The organism is Mesorhizobium sp. WSM4815, from assembly GCF_055811575.1.
In genome coordinates this window covers 102,195-121,103 of record NZ_JBVVQS010000092.1, presented here as the reverse complement: position 1 = coordinate 121,103, position 18,909 = coordinate 102,195, and the positions used below count along the sequence as shown (strand labels likewise).

The window sequence follows — 18,909 nt, the reverse complement described above, 5'->3', positions numbered from 1 at the left end:
CCCCCCCCGGCCCCCCCCCCCCCCCCCCCACCCCCCCCCCCCCCCCCCCCCCCCCCCCCCCCACCCCCCCCCCCCCCCCCCCCCCCCCCCCCCCCCCCCCCCGCCCCCGCCGCCCCGCGCCCCCCCCCCCCCCCCCCCCCCCCCGCCCCCCGCGCGGCCGGCCCCCCGACAGGGAGGATTCGACGATGAAGTTGATGCTGACCGAAAGAGCGCTGCATCCGCAGGCCGAGCCCGTCGCCGACGGTTTTAAAAAAGGCAGCATGAACCGGCGCGAATATCTCGCCACCATGGCAGCACTTGGCGTCAGCGTCGCCGGCGCGCTGGCGCTTGTCGGTCTCGCGCCTTCCCCGGCCAGGGCGCAGGAGCCGAAGCGCGGCGGCGTCTTGCGCGTCGCCATGAACGTCAAGGGCTGGAAGGACCCGCGCACCTTCGACGGCGTCGAAATGTCCAATGTCGCCCGCCACTGCAACGAATATCTGGTGCGCTGGAACCGCGATTTCACCTTCGAGCCGTGGCTGCTCGAGAGTTGGGAGACCAGCGACGACGCCCGCGTGCTGACGCTGCACGTCCGCAAGGGCATCACCTGGTCGAACGGCGACACTTTCAACGCCGACGATGTCGTCCACAATCTGACGCGCTGGTGCGACGCCGGCGTCGCCGGCAATTCGGTCGCCGAGCGGATGGGGGCGCTGGTCGACGCCGCCACCAAGAAGCCGATCGACGGCGGCATCGAGCGTGTCGACGACTTTACCGTCCGGCTCAATCTGCCTAAGCCCGACATTTCGCTGATTGCCGGCATGACCGACTATCCGGCGCTGATCATGCACCGCAGCTACGACGGCGACGGCGATCCGCTGAAGGCCTTGGCGATCACCACTGGACCTTGCGAACTGGTGGCATGGGACGCCGAGGTCGGCGCCGAGGTCCGCCGCAAGGACAAGCCGTGGTGGAAGGGCGATTTCTGGCTCGACGGCATCCAATGGGTCGACTACGGCTCCGATCCCAATGCGATGTTTTCGGCCTTCGAATCGGGCGAGATCGACACCAACCACGAAACCGCCGCCGATACCGTCTCGCAGACCGACGCCATGGGTCTGAGCAATTCCGAGCTTGCCACCGGCTCGACCATCGTCGCGCGCTTCAACGTCGGCAATCCGCCCTATGACGACATCAGGGTGCGGCGCGCCGCCCAGCTCTCCGTCGACAATGCCGCAATCCTGAAGATCGGCATGGACGACCGCGGCAAGCCGGCCGAGAACCATCATGTCGGCCCGATGCATGCCGAATACGCCGATATCGGCCCGGCCGTCCGCAATGTCGACGAAGCCAAGACGCTGCTTGCCGAGGCCGGCAAGTCCGATCACGAATACGAGCTCATCTCTGCGATGTCGACTGGCAGAAGAACACCGGCGACGCGATCGCCGCGCAGATGCGCGACGCCGGGCTGAAGGTCAAACGGACCGTGCTGCCGGCGGCGACGTTCTGGAACGACTGGAGCAAATATCCTTTCTCCTGCACCGAGTGGCTCGGCCGGCCGCTGGGCGTCCAGGTGCTGGCGCTGGCCTACAGATCGGGCGCTGCCTGGAACGAGACCGCCTACGCCAATCCGGAGTTCGACGCCTTGCTCGACAAGGCGCTGGCCACACCCGACGCCAGCGCGCGCAAGGAGATCATGGCCAAGATCGAGCGGAATCTGCGCGATTCCGGCATCATCATCCAGCCCTACTGGCGCTCGGTCTACCGGACGTTCCGCAAGGGCGTGCACGGCTGCGAGCAGCATCAGTCTCTGGAGCAGCATTTCGAGAAGGTCTGGCTCGAGGCGTGATCCTCGTTGCGGGGCACACGGGCAATCGTTTCAGGTTTGCGCTGCCCCTCATCGCCCTGCCGGGCACTTCTCCCCGTATAGTGACGGGGAGAAGGGGCTGGCCTCAATGCCGGTGCCCTTCCTGTAACGCTGGTGATTGAACGAAACCATTAATGAAAGCGCCCCTCTCCCCGTTCTACGGGGAGAGGATGCCGGCAGGCAGGTGAGGGGCAGCGCCGACATCAACAGTCGATCACCCCACACGCTTGGGCGCTGTGATTTGTCTGAGGTGACTGCCAGGATCCTTAGCCGGCGACGCCAGGCCTTGAAATCTCCTGCCCAAGCCGCACCGTTTCCCGCACCAACAAATCCAGATCGTCGCGCCTGGTGCGGTGGTTGTTGATCGCTACTCTGAGGCAATGCTGGCCGTGCACCGTCGTGTCCGAAAGGGCGGCGATGCCGTCTTCCTGCAGCCGCAGCATGATCTCGGTGTCGAGCGCCTTCTGCCGCTCTGCCGTCAGCCCGTCGCCGCGGTAGCGAAAACAGACGATGTTGATGCTGGTCGGCGCCGTCAGCTCGAGGGTCGGTTCAGCCTCGATCAGCCCGGAGAAATAGTGGCCTTGTGCGATGTTTTGGTCGATCAGCCGGCCGAATTTCTCGATGCCGTGCTGCTTCAGCGCCATTCACACTTTCAGCGCCCTGAAACCGCGTGACGTCTGCAGGCCAAAATCATGCAGCCACTGGCCCGACGCGAGGCCGCGCGGCGTCGATTCCAGATATTCCGGCGTGACCGCGAAGGGTTTGCGATGCGCTGAAGCATCCCTGACTAGGATCAGGACCTATTAATTTGGCATTCAGCAGTCGATTGCAACGGGCCGCCAGCCATCGCTCAAGCGATGGACCAGAAGCCCTTGTGTGAGCTCCTGCTCGCCAGGAGGAGTTAGGCTGCGACTTCCCGGATCGCTCGCGCAAAGACGGGCAAAGAGCGCTCCACCATGCCGTCGTTTGCAGTCAAACTGATCCGCAGACGTCCAGGCAATTGGGCGACGCTGCCGGGCAGCACCCAGACACCGTCAGTTGCGAGGCGCGCCGCGAAGGCCATGTCGTCCGGTATTGGGGAGCGTGGAATGAGATAGAAGGTACCTTCAGGCACCGGCAGGTCGTATCCCGCTGCCCTCAAGCCTTCGACCATGCGATCGCGGCGCCGCGCAAGGGCTGCGACATCTATGCTGAGCTTCTCGAGATCAGACAGTGCCCGCTGCAGGGTACGGCCGGCGAAAGCCCAACCGTGCGAAACCTGCGCTATATCGACAGCCTCGCGCAACAGTATGCGATCGGCCTCGGGCATGTCCGCCCCGAGTGCGAGCCAGCCCAGGCGCTCGCCGGGCGCGAGCAAGGTCTTGCCGAAGGAATAGGCGATCAGCGTGTGCGGATAGCTCTCGGCCGGACTGATATGCGCATGGCCGTCAAACACCAGTCGCGCATAGGGCTCGTCGGCAAGGAGATAAATCACCTTGCCAAATCTTTCGGACGCGGCCGCGAGCTTGTCGGCGAGCGCGTCGAGTTGAGCGCGGGGAAAGATGCGGCCGGTCGGGTTGTGCGGCGTGTTGACCACCACCACGCGGGTGCGCGGGGTGATCGCTGCCTCAATCCTTTCGAGATCGAGGTCATAGGTTCCCGGTGCTAGGTCGACGGCGACGGGTGTCCCTGCCGCGCCGCGAATCTGGGCACCATAGGCGAACCAGCCGGGACGCGGATAGATGACCTCCTCTCCCACCTCGAGCACGGCGAGCAGCGCAGCCGCTATCGCGCCGAACCCTCCCGCGGTGATCGCAATGTCGTCTGGCTTGTAGTTTCGGCTTCGCGCCTGGCTGAGCGAACGGGCCACCGTTTCGCGCGCCAGCGCATCGTACTTTTTATAACCGAACCAGTGAACATCCTGTGGCTCGACGTGGCGGATCAATGCATCGACAAATCCACGCAACGGCGTTTCCTGCGGATTGCCGAACATGAAATCGCAGGCATCGGGCCCCAGGCCGTCGCCCTCCAGGACATTTCGCGCAAAATCCATGACCGTGCGCATTTCCTCTGTGACGGCGAGCATCCGGCTGGACACGGTGGCGATTGGCACGACGCACTCCCCCTGCTGCAGGCGGCGCATGTCGAGCGTTTCTTCGAAAGCCATGCCGGAGGATTTTGGCGTCGCGTCCATGGTGGTTTCTCCCTCTCCCGCTACTCGGCCGGGAACTGGCCGCTGGGTGTCGACTGCGAAAGAGCCATTTCCTCCGCGTCCATCTCGGCTTCGATGCCGTCGAACAGCGGCGTCGTCATGTAGCGTTCGCCGGTGTCGGGAAGCATGCACAGGATCACCGAGCCGGGTGCAGCTTTTTCGGCGATCTGGCGTGCCACGGCAAAGGTCGCTCCGCCGGAGATGCCGGTGAAAATCCCTTCCTTTTGCGCCAGCGCCTTGGCCCATTTGATGCCTTCGGGCCCGGCAATCGGCACGACCTCGTCATAGAGGCTGGCGTCAACCGCCTCCTGCAGGACGTTGGGAATGAAATCCGGCGTCCAGCCCTGGATCGGGTGCGGCTCGAAGGCCGGATGGCTGGCGGCGGGTGCGCCGTCGGCGCCGCGCTCCTGCGCCTTGCCGCTGCCGATGAGCTGGGCATTGGCGGGTTCGGCCAGCACGATCCGGATCTCGGGACGCTCGCGGCGCAGCACGCGCCCGACACCGACGACGGTGCCGCCGGTTCCGTAGCCGGTGACGAAGCAGTCGAGCCGCGATGCGGCGAAGTCGTTGATGATCTCGCGCGCCGTCGTCGCCTCGTGAATGGCGGCATTGGCCTTGGTCTCGAACTGGCGGGCCAGGAACCAGCCATTGGCCTTGGCGAGCTCGACCGCCTTGTTGTACATGCCAAAACCCTTCTGGGCACGCGGCGTCAGCACCACCTTGGCGCCCAGCATGCGCATCAGCTTGCGACGCTCGATGGAGAAACTGTCGGCCATCGTCACCACCAGCGGATAGCCTTTTTGCGCGCAGACCATGGCCAGACCGATGCCGGTGTTGCCGCTGGTCGCCTCGACGACGGTCTGGCCCGGTTTCAGGGCGCCGCTGCGCTCGCCCTCCTCGATGATGTTGAGCGCCAGCCGGTCCTTCACCGACGCTGCCGGATTGAAGAACTCGGCCTTCACATAGATCGTCACATGATCGGGGCCGAGATTGTTGATCCTGATCACCGGCGTATCGCCGACCGTGTCGATAATGCTGTCGAACAGGCGGCCGCGACCGGCCGTGGTCCTGATTTTCCGTTGCTGCAACATGTCTGCTCTCCCCTTTTTGTTGTCGTCACGAGGTGTTCGTTGTCACGAGCCGGTTACAAACCGGTGGCTTGGGCGGCGAGGTTTCGAGACCTTGCCGCGATACGGTCCGTTGCCGTCAACGCGGCCCGGAAAGCTGGCAATGCGGGCAACCGGCGCGGAAAATTCGTTGCCGGATGCCCTCGATCGCTTTCGATGGTAAAACAGAGGACAACTGGCCAGCGTGGGAGCAAGCGTGGAAACGCACGTGGAATCCGCTCGATCGAGCCTGGACGGCGCAGCGGCCGGGCTGTCCGTGCGGCTGCTCGGGCCGCTGACGGTCATCCGTGACGGCGCCACCGTGCAACTGCCGGCATCGCGCAAGCTGCGCGCGCTCTTCGCCTATCTGGCGCTCGCGCCGCATGCCGTCGGCCGCAGCCGTCTGTGCGAGCTTTTGTGGGATGTGCCGAACGATCCGCGCGGCGAGCTTCGCTGGTGCCTCAGCAAGCTCAGGGGCATTCTTGACGAATCGGATCGCCACAGGATCGAAACATCAGGCGACACGGTCGCGCTCGATCTGAAGGGCGTTTCCGTCGACGCCTTCGATGTCGCCTCGGCCGCCGCCACGGGCATCGAGACGCTCGATCTTGAGCGGCTGCAGGCCCTGTCCAGACTATTCGTCGGCGACTTCCTCGACGGGCTGGAGATCGACCGCAGCCCGCATTTCAACAGCTGGCTGATCGCGCAACGCCGCCGCTTCAGCTCGTGGCACGCCGCCATTCTGGAACAGCTCGTCAGCAAGCTCCCGGCGGATGCCGACGAAATGTCCGCGCATCTGGAGAAATGGCTGGAACTCAATCCGTTCGACGCGCGCGCGCACGTGGCTCTTCTGGCAAGCCTGGCGCGGCATGGCCAGATCGCCGCCTGCGAGGACCATCTTGCTTCGGCGGCGCAGCTATTTGCCTCGGAGGATCTCGATTTCGGACCCGTTCGTGAGGCATGGCGGACGATCCGCAGCGAACGACCTGCCGCGACGCTCCGGCCGCAGCCGGCGCTGTCGCCCGCAGCCGCCAAAACGTCAATTGTGCTTCCCGATTCCGGTGTTGCTGCACCGTGCAAGGCGTCGCTCGCGGTAATGCCGTTTGTCGAGGAGGCGGCTGTCGGCGGCTCTTGCGGTGGCCCCTCTTGCGGTGGATTGGCCGACGGCCTCACCCACGACATCATCACCCGTCTGGCCAAGCTCAGGGATTTTTTCGTCATCGCCCGCGGCTCGGTCTTTGCGCTGGCCGAAAAGAACATCGCGCCGGAAGATGCCGGCCGGCGGCTCAACGTCGACTACGTCGCCACCGGGACGGTGCGCAGCCAGGCTGGCCGTGTCGCGGTCAGCGTCGAACTTGTCGAGGTGCGCACGGCCAGGATCGTCTGGGCCGAAACCTTCGAACGCAGGCCCGACGACATCTTTGCCGTCCTCGACGATATCGGCAACAGCATCGTCTCGTCGATCTCCGCCGAGATCGAGATGGTCGAACGCAACCGCGCCATGCTGAAAGCCCCCAGCTCGCTGAACGCCTGGGAAGCCTACCATCGCGGCCTCTGGCACATGTATCGCTTCACCCGCACGGAAAACGAGCAGGCCCGGCATTTCTTCGAAATGGCATTGAAGCTCGATCCGACCTTCGCCCGCGCCTATACCGGCCTGTCCTTCACCCATTGGCAGAACGCCTTTCAGCGCTGGGGAGACCGCGACCAGGAAAGCGCGCTCGCCTTCGAGACCGCCGGCCAAAGTCTTCTGATCGACGATCACAATCCGGCCGCGCACTGGGCCATGGGCCGGGCGCTGTGGTTGCGCGGCGAGCAGGACGGCTCCCTCATCGAGTTGGAACGGGCGGTGGACCTCAGCCCGAACTTCGCGCTCGGTCATTACGCGCTTTCGTTTGTCCACTCGCAGTCGGGTGATCCGAACGCGGCGATCGGTTCATCCGATCACTCGCGCCATCTCAGTCCGTTCGATCCGCTGCTGTTTGGCATGCTCGGCGCCAGGGCGATGGCGCATGTCCGCCTCGGCCAGTTCGACGAGGCCGCCGAATGGGCGCTGAAGGCCGCCGCCCGTCCCAACGCCCATGCCATCATCCTGGCGATCGCGGCGCACTGCCTGGCGCTGGCGGGGCGGCTTGACGAGGCCCGCACTTTCGCGGCCGCTATCCGCAAGACGCTGCCGAACTACTGCGCCGACGATTTCATCGGCACCTTTCGCTTCGAGCCGGACGCCGCAGCCCTGTTCCGGCAAGGCGCCAGGCGCATCGGCTTGGGGTGAACCAACCCACGCGGCCCTGACTCGGCCTACCGAAGTCGTGGTGGTTTATGCCAATCGCCAGCGTTGGAGATTTGGCTGCCCGACGGCCGGCAGCGAAGGTCCACAGCACTTTCAGCGGCGAATCTCAGTGGCAATCGCAAACCTCCAGGATTAGCCGAAACACCCCTCCCTTCGTCATCCCAGGGCGGAGCAGGAGCGAAGCGACGTGGCGGAGAGCCTGGGATCCATGCCGTTACATCAGAGCGTCACGACGGTGCAGAACCTTTTATGGCGGAGCGAGGCGCCCCCCCTCTGTCCTGCCGGACATCTCCCCCACAAGGGGGAGATTGGCAGCTTGGGCGCACCGCTCGCTCCTGCATCGGTGGCGGTTCGCGAAGGCGGTGATGACGGCCGATCTCCCCCCAAGTGGGGGAGATGTCCGGCAGGACAGAGGGGGGCGCGAAGGATCACTACAGATCAGCATTTATCCTGAGCCGCTGCATTCTCGCGCTTCTCTCAGCCGGCTTGCCGCAATTATATGCCGAGCATCGACTTGGCTTGGTTGAGCGCAGCCTCCGACCCTGCATGATCGCCGGCGGCGTGCAATTTCTCGCCTTGGGCGCGCAGTTCCTTGACTTTGTTCATGTCGGCCTCGGCCAGCGTCGCGGTCGGCAACGCCGCGTCGATCGCGGCCATGATGGTCGGGCATGAATTTGCAAAGGCTGCCGCAGGAACGACCGCCAGGAAAACCGCGAGCGAAATTGATCGTAACATGGACGTTTCTCCCTTGCCGGAACGCGCAATTTCGCCGACCGGCGCAGGAATGGTACAGCGAATGCCCGAACCTGCCAATCGCGATGATGCCGCTGGGTTGAGACACGCTGCCGTCGGCCGGGCTTTTTCTCCTAGTGTCTGAACCTCGCCGCGGCTGGTCGCCACCAATCGTCACGTCCGAAGCCGACGCCACGTTCGCGGCAATCGTCAGATCGCCGCAAAATCCTTCGACCAGAGCGGATCAGGTGGGCTGAACGGATTTGACATTGCCTTCGGAATCGACAAGGCAGCTTGTCTTCTTGCCGCTGGCATCGAGCTCGACCCGATAGGTTGTGGAATCGATCTTGCTCGACGAAACCGGAAGTATTTTGCTGCTGTCGGCACCGCTCGCCTTGGCGGCTGCGTCGGCGCAAAGCAGCTGAAGGTCGGCCGGGGCCGTCTCGACCTGGGTCCTGGACATCTGGTCCTGAGGCGGCGGCGGCGGCGGCGTGCTGACGCAAGCGCTCAAGGCCCCCGCCAGGAACCCAATTGTTGCCCGGATCGAAGTTCCCACTGCAGGTTTTGCCGACATTGCTTGTCCCTCTCCGAATGCCGCTTCACACACCCCGGCTTCACACACCCCGGCTTCAAACACCCTTGTAAAGTGCCGCCCCCTGCATGAGAACGATGACCTTGGCCCCAACCTTGACGCGCGATGCCAGGTCGGTGATGTCGTCGTTCCGCATCCGGATGCAGCCTGATGACACGTCGAGCCCGATCGTCCACGGCTCCGGCGTACCGTGTATCCGGTAGATCGTGTCCTGGTCGCGCTCATACAGATAGAGCGCCCTGGCGCCGAGCGGGTTGTCGGGCCCTCCCGGCATGCCTCCCGCATGTTTGACAGCATTCGGATCGCGAGCGACCATTTCGGCCGGCGGCGTCCAGGTCGGCCATTCCGCCATGCGGCCGACGCGCACGATTCCGGCCCATCCAAAGCCTTCCCGGCCGACGCCAATCCCGTAGCGCATGGCGCGCTGACCCGGCTGCACAAGGTAGAGAAAATGCTGGTTGCCGTCGATGATGATCGTACCGGGCGCTTCCGCGGTGCGGAACTTGACCATCTGCGGGCGAAACGCCTCTGGCACTTGATTATGCGCGGCATAGTATTTGCGCGCCTTGGCGCGGTCATAGTCCACCCATTTGCGGGTTTTCGGATCGAAAACCTGGGTTCCGGCAGCCAGCGCCGCCACCGCGACAAGACCGAGCGCTACCGCGACAATTGCCGTCAGGCAGCGCCGCTGGAGAGCGGTGCGTCCCGCGATCGTCAGCTTTCCGGTCATGGATTTGCCCACCCTTGCACCCGAGCGCCCTGCGCGGCGACCCATTGTTTGGCGTACTCGTAAGGATCCTGGCGCTCCACCTGGAGCGCATAACTCATCTTGGTGGCGTCCTCGGGCTTGAGGGCGACCCGTTCCAGGAACGCGACCACCTCAGGATATTTCTTGCGCAGCGAGGTGGCGTAAGCGATGTGGAAATGTGCCGTATCCCATGACACCGGCGCGCTGGACTTCGAGACCCAGAGCGGATCCTCGGAAGGCAGCACGATATTCCACTTTGCCGGGTCAAAAGGCGGCTCGGCAAGCCGGACAATTTCGTGCAGTTCAAACACGTGATGCGGCGCATAGCAGGCAAACACCATCGGATGAGCCGTGGCAACCGCGGCATCGACAGCCGCCATTCCGACATCCTCCGGCGTCTCCAGCAATGTCATTGTCTCGGCGTAGCCATAGCTGTTGGCGCGGACACGCTCGATCGCCGTCGAGGACCAACCCTCGGCGCCAATCCAGAGTTCTCCGCGTCCGTCCCGATCCGTGTCCAACGCGGCGGTTTTGCGCGGGTCGGTGAGATCCGAAATGTCGCGGATGCCAAATTTGTCGGCAGTTTCGCGGGTGGCGCATATGCCCTGCCATGCCGGCACACCGATGGGACTGATGGCTACCGTGCCGGCGCCGTCGACATACTTCTTCACCAGATTGTCCAGGTTGGGCAGCCAGATTTCGGGATGAATATCCACCTCGCCCGAATCGAGGCCGGCAAAGGCAATGAGCGTCCCCATCTCGCGCACATCGGCATCGAGCCCGAAATGTTGCTTCAGGCTGACCTTGAGAATGTTTGCCGTCGCCTGGCCCGACGGCCAGTTCGGCATTGCAATGACGAGATCAGCCGCGTGGACCGGAACTGCCAGCATCGTCAATGCCGCCAGCGACATTCTCCGCAGGCACCGCCGAAATCGGTTGTGCATTTCTTTCCCCTCGTTTCGGTGCCGAAAGAACCGGACGGGAACAATCTGTCACGGCAAGCACCGGGTTGTGACACCAGCCCCATCTTCTGACGGCAGCTGCTGAAGGTGCAGCAGTGCATTCGCCAAGGAGAGCGCCGTCACATGCCGCCCCTGCACGCTACTCGATGACATTCCGTATGGGAAGATGCTCACAACCGCGGCCGCCGCGCGCCAACTTGCAAGATGTCCGCAGGCATGCGCCTTACGAACCAGGGGGCGTATCAGGACGCCTTGTTGGGTGAGGTCATTCGCAAGGCGACAGCACCTTTGTGTAGCAGCTGATGACCCGGAAACCTAAGGTTTCCAGGAAATCAAGAGCTTACAAAGGGATTGGTGCCCAGAAGAGGACTCACACCTCTAAATTTGGTGGCACCATAACCTGCTGATTTTGCTAATCAACTTAGCCACAGTCAATGACTCGACTATCACAGTTTCTGTTACAGGCAAAGCGTTGGCATGTCGAATGGCGGAATAGAACGATTACTCTTCAAAACCGGTCGATTCAGAGTTGAACTTGAGCTGCTGTGCGTTGTCCCGATCGATGATAACGTCACCCTCGGCAACCCGTCGCTGGGCTTCTGCCTCGATTTCGAGCGTCAGCTTCGCTTTCGCTCTGTGTGCGCTGAAGCTCCATCAACACAGCGGTGAGGGCCGCGTCGAACGATTTGACAAGACGAACCATGTCGTTTTCGACAGGGCCACAGACGCCGGGGCTTGCCGGGCGCGGACGGCCCGTCACGCCAAGTTCGGGACTGTCCGGATGGGGTGCCGAGCCGGGCAACCGCCTTGGCTCAGGCCGCGGTACAGCGACACCTTCTTCGTATAGCCGAGAGGCGGCTCCTCGTAGTCGGTCGGCCCAAGCGCAGGCTTACTGTGATTTCCATTGCAAGTTCTTCGATTCTTCGAATTGATCAAGATTGCGCATCGAACAGAATCCGTTCGACTTTGACGACGCGGTCAAGCAGATAGGGTGCAGTTGCGATGCCCGGTAGCGCCGTGCTTGGCGTGAGGACGAGGTCAGGCCGCCACCTCCGGAAAGAGGCCGCACTCTGCGGCCAGGGAGATAGCTGTTTCTATCCTGTCCGGAGTGGGCGCGGGAGTTAGCCTGCTCCTGCCCGGCAGCGCCGTCCAGCCACCCTCTTCCATCACCAGCTTGAGGCGCAGGATCGTCTTGCCGCCACCGCGCGCGTCCTGCAGTCCCCTTCCTACCGCCCAGTAGACGTGCTGCGCTATCGCCCATGTCTCGATCGCGTGACGGACGAGTTCACGCGCCTGCGCATGCCGGCGGGCGTTCGCTTCCCTACCCGCCCTTCGCAGCGGCAGGCGGTCTTCCCGGTCGAAGGTTTCCGGGTCGTGCGGCGAGTGGGCGATGCACAGGGCGAGCGCTTGCGCGATCGCGGCGGCGAGGCCTTCCCTTGACTGGCTGCGTAGCGCGTCGGCGATAGCCACCGTCGCGGACGACGGTGGCGTTGTGGGGTCCGTTCCGTCCAGCCAGTCGGATGCGGGTCCGGCCCCGTCGATTACGGCTTCGCCGAGAAAGGTGGAGACCAGTGCGGGAGTGCCTAGCGGGCCGTCCGACTGGGCCAGCCTGTCCAGGGTCCATGCGAGAAGGGACTCCACTGCGTAGCGGAACAGCTGCCTGTATTGGAGCCGTCGCCACCGCGCGGCCGCTCTCTCCAACCCCTCTGGGACCTCGAAGCCGGGGTCTTCCCCTGCGAGAGCCGACCTCACCGCTTCGGTCGAACCCAGTTCGGGGCGGGCGGCGGCGTGCAGAAGCAGCTTCATGCCCTCCGCCCGGGTCTCCGTAGCAAGGTCGCCGGTCAGGGTTCTCGCTGCATGTCTGCGTTCTTCTTCCGTCAGTTCGTCGGGCATCCATGCCTGCGCCCATGCAAGTGCTTCTTCTCTCGTGACCGTCGCCGGGCCGAAACCCGAAAATGCAGGATGGCCGAGGCGGTCGGCAATCTTGGCTTCGAATGCATCGAGAGCCGCGTCGACGTTGCTTGGGGGCACTAGAACCTTCGCGTTCATGTCGTTGCGTCCGAGCCAGCCCAGCGACTTGAGGCCTGGTCCGTAATTCACTGCGGCGGAGAGCGATGTGCTGTCGGCGCGACCTTCCCGGAAGGCTTCCCACGCCGCTCCGTGGAAGTCCATGTTTTGCGCGCCAAGCAGCTGCGCCATGGCCTGCCGTCCCGGAAGATCCGTCTGGCTTCCCGAGATGAAGATCGACCAGGCGAAGATGACCTCGCAGCGCGCCACGAAGTCTTCAAGGACCGTTGCGTCGGTGTCCGGCCTGCCCTCGGCCTTGGCGAGCCTCAGCGCGCGGCGCCACGCCCAGGAGACGAAGGAGAACGGCCTGACGTGTCTCGCGACGTTGTTTAGGCCGTCAGCCACCATGTTCATGAGGTCGAAGTTCGTCTGACGCAGGCCGCACGGATCTACCGAGGAATGCGCGATCTGCGTGTCGACGACGACGCTGGGTCCACCCGCCGCGCTGGCCTCGGACAGGATTTCGGCCATTGTCCGCTTAGCCATCGACACCCTCCGGCAGAACGAGAACTTTCTGGCAGCAGTTGGCCGATCGGGCCACGCCAAAGCTTCTTAGCCTTCCCTGCTCAATCTTGGGGAGCGTCATGCGGCGGTTACAGCACGATCCCGTGCCGCTCATTATGTAAACGCGGCGCCGAGCCGTTTCGGATGCGAAAGCGTCTGCCATCAGCTGCGATTCCGAGGGACACGAGCCGAGCAGTTCGGCATATCCGTCGCAGGGACTGCCGTCTGCCAGTGCAGCGGCGTATGCCCCTGCCTGCTCGCGCCACGTCCTGATCTCTACGATCCTGGCCCAGGCCGCTTCGTAGGAAGCCTCGCGCCCTATCGCGGCGATGAACGGTTCCGCTGGCTTTGTGGTAGGGCAGTCTCCGTCGAGGTCGCCTCCGGTCCTCATGATTCGCTGGCGCGCCGCGCGCGCTGCGTCCGGGGACGGATCAGGTCCGCACAGGGCGAGGATCGCCGATGCGGCCTCTTCGTCCAGAGGTCCTTCCACGGCAGCGGCGCAGTAGGCATCCACCACACGCTTCAGCCACTGTTCGGCCTTGCCTGCGGTTACACGGTCGGTAAGTCTGTCACATGCATAGGCCACCAGGGTCATCGCCCTGAGCGCCGTCTCGCGGCTGGCTCCCTTCGCAAGCATGGCCTCGAGCACCTTATCGAGGACTTCGAGGGGATCCCGATTGGCTCCGCCGTCGGCCTTTCCGGACTTCGGCTTCTTCCGGCCGTCGCCCGGTTCGGGTTCGTCTTCGTTGTCATCGCGTCCGATCGGACCGCGGCGCTCTTTAAGCGCGGACAGGAGCGCATCTACGAACCGGGCCCAGCCCCGGCCGGCTTCCCCGCCGCCCGGCATCGCCGTTGCCGAGCCGCCCGTGCTCCACAGATCCGATGTCGGGATCATGGAAGGCCCCGCCGGCTTAGGTGCCGCGCTCCCTCCGCCTCCGGCGATCTCGGGCCGGAGGAAGCCGGGATTGTCGTGCGCCCATTCTAGGAGCACACGGAAGTCGTCAGGCGTTTCGGTGCCGCCGAGAATAGCCATGAGACTGGCCGCAGCCTTTCCCGCGAACCGTCTCAGGCCCGTAATGGCCGAGAGAGATGCAAACCCTTCCGCGGCGCTCTGTCCCGCCTCGACCCTGAAAACGACGCGCCCCCCTCGCAGCGACGCGGCCTCGAATCCGGGGATCGCGACGTTGAAGCTCCCTTCATCGTCGAGGAACGCATCGGCGAGCGGCCTCCATCCTGCGGACCCATAATGAAGGATCTGGGCAGGCCCTTTCATCCTGGGCGAGAGCACGCGTCCCGTGATTGCGTCGCCAGTTACGGATGCGCGCAGCACGCCGGGCTGCGGGCCATCGTCTTCTGCTTCGTTTTCCAAAGGGAGAACGGGAAGCGGCACAGCGGCGGGGACAAGATGCCAGTTGACCGTCGAGCCGCGCTGCACGCGCGCCACGCAGGCCTCGACATTGAAACCGGTCAGCGCCGCCCCGGAGGCGTTCGCGCTTCCGGAGACGATAAGCCTGCCGTTTCTGCAGGCCACTTCGAATGCCTTGGCGTGCAGCTTCCTGTTTGCCGTCTCCGTAAACGGTTCTGCGGCTACCGCAACGACCCGGAACTTCGCGCCGAACGGCCAGTTGGCCCCTGCCGTGCCCCGCACCGTGCCTCCCGCATGCGCGTGAACGTGCACTTCTTCCAGCTTCAGCCGACTGCAGAGGTCGTCTACCGCTCCGCCGCCGTCCCAGAAGGGCGCGGCAACCGTGAGGCGGGTCGCGCCGCCGAGTTCTCCGGTGATGTCTTCCATGGACTGGGCGATGCTTCCTTCGAGGCTGTGCAGGAAGCGCACCGAACCATCCCCGCGTCCGCGGCCTGCCGCGCGCGAGAGATCCTGTGCGAGTGACGCGCACACTTCCTGCGCCCCGTGCGTAATTCCCCGCTGACCGCCGAGCAGTTCAAAGAATCGCGCGGCCCCGTGGAAGGCATCGGCTGCAAACGAGGGATGAAGGTGCTCGGCCGTCTCAAGATTGCGGCCCCATCCACTGAAGGTGAGGTTGCCCGATCCGACGATGAGATGGCAGTCCTCGTCGGATACAAACGCGGAGACCTTGGGGTGAAAGACCCCGTTGCTGACGGAAACGGGTTCGATCTCGTAGTCGCGACCCACGCGCTGCGCTCCCTGCTCGCTCAGTCCGGATCGGATTCCTTCAACGTCGGCGAGGATCAGCGCCTCCTGGCTGCGGCCCCGCACGAGTGCATCGAGAACGACGGATTCGAAGAACGACAGACTGAGCGCGTAGGTGGTGAAGACCGCCTTCCGCCACGGCTGGATTCCTGCGATTTCGGTAGGTTTGAACCCCAAGTTCCGTCCCCCTGACACCTGTCAGCCGGACTTCATAGCATCAATAGGCTTAAGAAAAGCGTATCCGAGAACCCCTGAGGATAGCAGCACCATTGCTTATCTTGGTGTTCGGGCCAGGAAACTGTGGTCGAGCATGGTTGAGGCGTGTTGCTTCCAAAGCCGCGAACCACCCACCCAACTGCAAGGCGAGAACGCGGGCTGCAGAGTAAATGCTTCTGCGGGAAGCTTATGGCCGCCAAAAGATCTACGGCAATGCCCCCAGCGGCCGTCGTCGGTTCCTTCCGCCAAGGGGGAAGATGTTCACGCAAGCAGACTAGCTGCTTCGGGAAGCTTGAGCGAGAAAGCAGACCTGCCGTAACCCCTGACTGATCCGAAGCCGGCGCGGAGGCCACGTCGTGACGAAAACTGCGAAAAGCACGAAATGGCGCCGCTGGTCACAATCACGCAGGCTTGCGCCGAAGGTAATACTTACGCTCAGCACGCCATTCTCGACTCGCCGGGCGCCAATGTGGCAAGTACTCCCCCAATAAGTGGACCAGGGGGGGCGTATGATCAGTCGCGGTTCGGAATGGCACCGTTGGGAGCCGCATATTCATGCCCCTGGCACCATCCTCAACAATCAGTTCGGGGCAGCCGATCCCTGGGGTGCCTACCTTACGTCGCTCGAAGGGCTGACGCCGAAGGTCGAGGCGGTTGCGGTCACCGACTATTACGTTACCGACACCTACGAGGAGTTCCTCAAGCACAAGGCGGCAGGCCGCTTGCCCGGCGTGAAGCTGGTCTTTCCCAACATCGAGTTGCGCCTAGATGTGGCGGCGAAGTCGGGCTTCGTGAACGTCCACCTTCTGGTCAGCCCTGAAGATCCCGACCACCTCAACGAGGTGAAGCGCATCCTCAAGCGCCTGCAGTTCCACGCGTTCAATGACCGCTTCGATTGCACCCGCGAGGAGCTAATCAAACTCGGGAAGCGATCCGACCAGTCGATCACCGACGACGGCTCTGCGCTCCGGCACGGTGCCACGCAGTTCAAGGTCAACTTCGATCAACTGCGCAAGGTCATCGACGAAAGCGAATGGGCGAAGAAGAACATTCTTATCGCCGTCGCCGGCGCGGCCGGAGACGGCACGTCCGGCGTCCGTCAGGCCGCTGACTCCACCGTCCGTCAGGAGATCGAGAAGTTCGCCCACATCATCTTTTCGAGCAGCCCGGCGCAGCGCGAATTCTGGATTGGCCAGCGCGGCGTGACGATCGAGGAGCTGCGCGATCGATATGACGGGTGCAAGCCCTGTCTGCATGGCAGCGACTCGCATGACCAGAAAACCGTGGGCCAGCCTGTCGACAACCGCTTTTCGTGGATCAAGGGCGCGCTGGAATTCGATGCCCTCCGGCAAGCCTGCATTGATCCCGAAGGCCGCGCCTATGTTGGCGAGCAGCCGCCGCGTTCGGCAATGCCATCTCAGGTCATCTCGCATGTCCGGATCGACGATGCGGACTGGGCAATCACACCGGACATCCCGCTCAACCCCGGCCTTGTCGCCATTATCGGCGCACGCGGCTCGGGAAAGACCGCGCTCGCAGATGTCATCGCGGCCGGCTGCGATGCGATCACACCCTCCGGGTGGGACGCGGACGAAAACATCAGCCCCTCGTTCCTGGCGCGTGCGCGCCGGCTGATTGGCGATGCGACGACCACGCTGACGTGGGGCAGCGGCGCTACGGTCATACGCGCACTCGATGGACGCGACGCCAACGGGCATATGTCGTTTCCACGCGCCCGCTATCTGTCCCAGCAGTTCGTCGAGGAGCTGTGCTCGGCGAAAGGGGTTTCGGACGGGCTGGTCGACGAGATCGAACGGGTGATTTTCGAATCGCACTCGCAGGACGATCGAGAGTGGGCGCTCGACTTCGACGAGCTGCGCGACCAGCAGACCTCACGGTTCCAGCAGGCGCGCGAGCGTGAGGCCGAGGCGATCTCCGATATCTCGGATCGGATCGCGACCGAATTCGAGAAAGAGAGCCTCGTCGCCTCGCTGACGACCCAGGTCGGCCAGAAGAAGAAGCTGATCGCCGACTATACAGCCGACCGCGCGAAGCTCGTCGTCAAAGGGACCGAAGCTCAGGTCGCCCGCCACACGCAGCTAAGCGAGGCGGCGCAGAAGCTCAGGAATAGGATCCAGAATTTCGGGAATAAGCGCCGCACTTACGTTGCCTTGCAGGACGAGGTCCGTAGCATGCGGGCGACCGGCGCACCCGAGATGCTGCGCCAGGCACAGGCTCGACACGCCAATAGCGGCCTCGACGCCAAACAGTGGGACGGCTTCCTGCTGATCTACAAAGGCGACGTCGACAAGAGCCTCACGGCCTACATTGCCTGGGCGGACGGCGAGGTCCGTAAGCTCAACGGTGTGGTGCCGCCCCCCGGCGATCCGAACGTCGCCCTCATCGCCGACACAGCCGACATAACGACATTGCCGCTCGCGCCGATCGCCGCCGAGATGACGCGGCTGGAGGCGCTGTTTAGCTCCGACAAGCTGGTGCGCGAGCAATATGCGGCCCTGACCGGACGCATCGCACAGGAAAATTCCGCCCTTCAAACTCTCGAAACCCGCCTTACCGATGCGCAGGGCGCAGCCGCGCGACGGAAGGACCTGCAGACCGAGCGCGATGACACATATGGCCGGGTCTTCGAGGCGATCATCAACGAGCAGGATGCGCTGGCGGGCCTCTACGCGCCTCTGATGGCGCGCGTTGCCGCATCGTCGGGCACGCTGAAGAAGCTGAGCTTCTCGGTTCGCAGGATCGCCGACGTCCACGCCTGGGGCACCATTGCGGAGGAAGAGCTTCTCGATCGGCGCAAGACCGGGCCCTTCTACGGGCGCGGTTCGCTGATCGCCGCGGCAACGGAGGCGCTCAAGTCGGCCTGGGAGACCGGGACGGCGGCTGAGGTGCAGGCCGCTATGACGGCGTTTATGGCGAAGTACCTGCGGGATCTGCTGTCGCATGCGCCTTATGCGCCGACGCAGCAGGCCGAATTCCGGACATGGTCGAAGCAGTTCGCACACTGGCTTTTCAGCACCGACCACATCACCGTTCGTTATGAAATCTCCTATGACGGCGTCGACATCCGCAAGCTCTCGCCCGGCACGCGAGGCATCGTGCTTCTGCTGCTCTATCTGGCGCTCGACGACTCTGACGATCGTCCGCTGATCATCGACCAGCCCGAAGAAAATCTCGATCCGAAATCCGTTTTCGACGAGCTTGTCGCGCTCTTCATCGCCGCGAAAGCAAAGCGCCAGGTGATCATGGTCACGCACAACGCCAACCTCGTCATCAACACCGACGCGGACCAGATCATCGTCGCTGAAGCAGGTCCACATCCTTCAGGCGGTCTGCCGCCCATCAGCTATGTGGCGGGCGGGCTGGAGAACGCTGCAATCCGCAAAGCGGTCTGCGACATCCTCGAAGGTGGTGAAGCCGCTTTCCGCGAGCGCGCCCGGCGACTTCGCGTGCGTCTCGATCGATAG

At 63.9% G+C, this 18,909-nt stretch carries 10 protein-coding genes and 2 pseudogenes; 3 read left to right on the top strand and 9 right to left on the bottom strand.

The annotated features are described in order from the left end of the window. The first annotated feature begins 185 nt into the window (after positions 1 to 185). A pseudogene (locus AC0L2B_RS14760) lies at positions 186 to 1,825 on the top strand (ABC transporter substrate-binding protein). A 284-nt stretch (positions 1,826 to 2,109) separates the two neighbouring features. Here the strand turns inward: AC0L2B_RS14760 and AC0L2B_RS14755 are convergent. The 3 genes and pseudogenes from AC0L2B_RS14755 to AC0L2B_RS14745 form a co-directional block, all read right to left on the bottom strand. Further along, positions 2,110 to 2,634: pseudogene (locus AC0L2B_RS14755) on the bottom strand (pyridoxal-dependent decarboxylase); the annotation flags it as partial. A gap of 110 nt (positions 2,635 to 2,744) precedes the next feature. Next, entirely contained in the window at positions 2,745 to 4,016 is a 1,272-nt protein-coding gene (locus AC0L2B_RS14750; protein ID WP_473745851.1) for an aminotransferase class I/II-fold pyridoxal phosphate-dependent enzyme, read from the bottom strand. Positions 4,017 to 4,036: 20 nt separating this feature from the next. After that, positions 4,037 to 5,125, bottom strand: a complete 1,089-nt coding sequence (locus AC0L2B_RS14745) for a PLP-dependent cysteine synthase family protein (protein WP_128176608.1) — start codon at positions 5,123 to 5,125, stop codon at positions 4,037 to 4,039. Positions 5,126 to 5,369: 244 nt separating this feature from the next. On the opposite strand from AC0L2B_RS14745, the gene AC0L2B_RS14740 reads away from it, so the two are divergent. After that, on the top strand, positions 5,370 to 7,415 hold the full coding sequence (locus tag AC0L2B_RS14740; RefSeq protein WP_473745850.1) for a BTAD domain-containing putative transcriptional regulator: 2,046 nt from the start codon (positions 5,370 to 5,372) through the stop codon (positions 7,413 to 7,415). Positions 7,416 to 7,928: 513 nt separating this feature from the next. Here the strand turns inward: AC0L2B_RS14740 and AC0L2B_RS14735 are convergent. The 6 genes from AC0L2B_RS14735 to AC0L2B_RS14710 all read right to left on the bottom strand — a co-directional run bounded on the left by AC0L2B_RS14735 (position 7,929) and on the right by AC0L2B_RS14710 (position 15,385). Continuing rightward, on the bottom strand, positions 7,929 to 8,168 hold the full coding sequence (locus tag AC0L2B_RS14735) for a hypothetical protein (protein ID WP_023803696.1): 240 nt from the start codon (positions 8,166 to 8,168) through the stop codon (positions 7,929 to 7,931). A gap of 241 nt (positions 8,169 to 8,409) precedes the next feature. Continuing rightward, a complete protein-coding gene (locus AC0L2B_RS14730; protein ID WP_473745849.1) occupies positions 8,410 to 8,628 on the bottom strand; it encodes a hypothetical protein in 219 nt (72 codons plus the stop codon). Positions 8,629 to 8,794: 166 nt separating this feature from the next. Next, on the bottom strand, positions 8,795 to 9,487 hold the full coding sequence (locus tag AC0L2B_RS14725; RefSeq protein ID WP_287065731.1) for a L,D-transpeptidase: 693 nt from the start codon (positions 9,485 to 9,487) through the stop codon (positions 8,795 to 8,797). Further along, entirely contained in the window at positions 9,484 to 10,449 is a 966-nt protein-coding gene (locus AC0L2B_RS14720; protein ID WP_473745847.1) for an ABC transporter substrate-binding protein, read from the bottom strand. Before AC0L2B_RS14720 ends, AC0L2B_RS14725 begins: the two co-directional genes overlap by 4 nt. A 1,056-nt stretch (positions 10,450 to 11,505) precedes the next feature. Then, complete coding sequence (locus tag AC0L2B_RS14715) at positions 11,506 to 13,020, bottom strand: hypothetical protein (protein ID WP_473745846.1); 1,515 nt, start codon at positions 13,018 to 13,020, stop codon at positions 11,506 to 11,508. After that, positions 13,013 to 15,385, bottom strand: a complete 2,373-nt coding sequence (locus AC0L2B_RS14710; RefSeq protein WP_473745845.1) for a hypothetical protein — start codon at positions 15,383 to 15,385, stop codon at positions 13,013 to 13,015. Before AC0L2B_RS14710 ends, AC0L2B_RS14715 begins: the two co-directional genes overlap by 8 nt. Positions 15,386 to 15,933: 548 nt before the next feature. Here AC0L2B_RS14710 and AC0L2B_RS14705 point away from each other — a divergent pair. Next, positions 15,934 to 18,909, top strand: coding sequence for a TrlF family AAA-like ATPase (locus tag AC0L2B_RS14705; protein WP_473745844.1), 2,976 nt, complete (start codon positions 15,934 to 15,936; stop codon positions 18,907 to 18,909).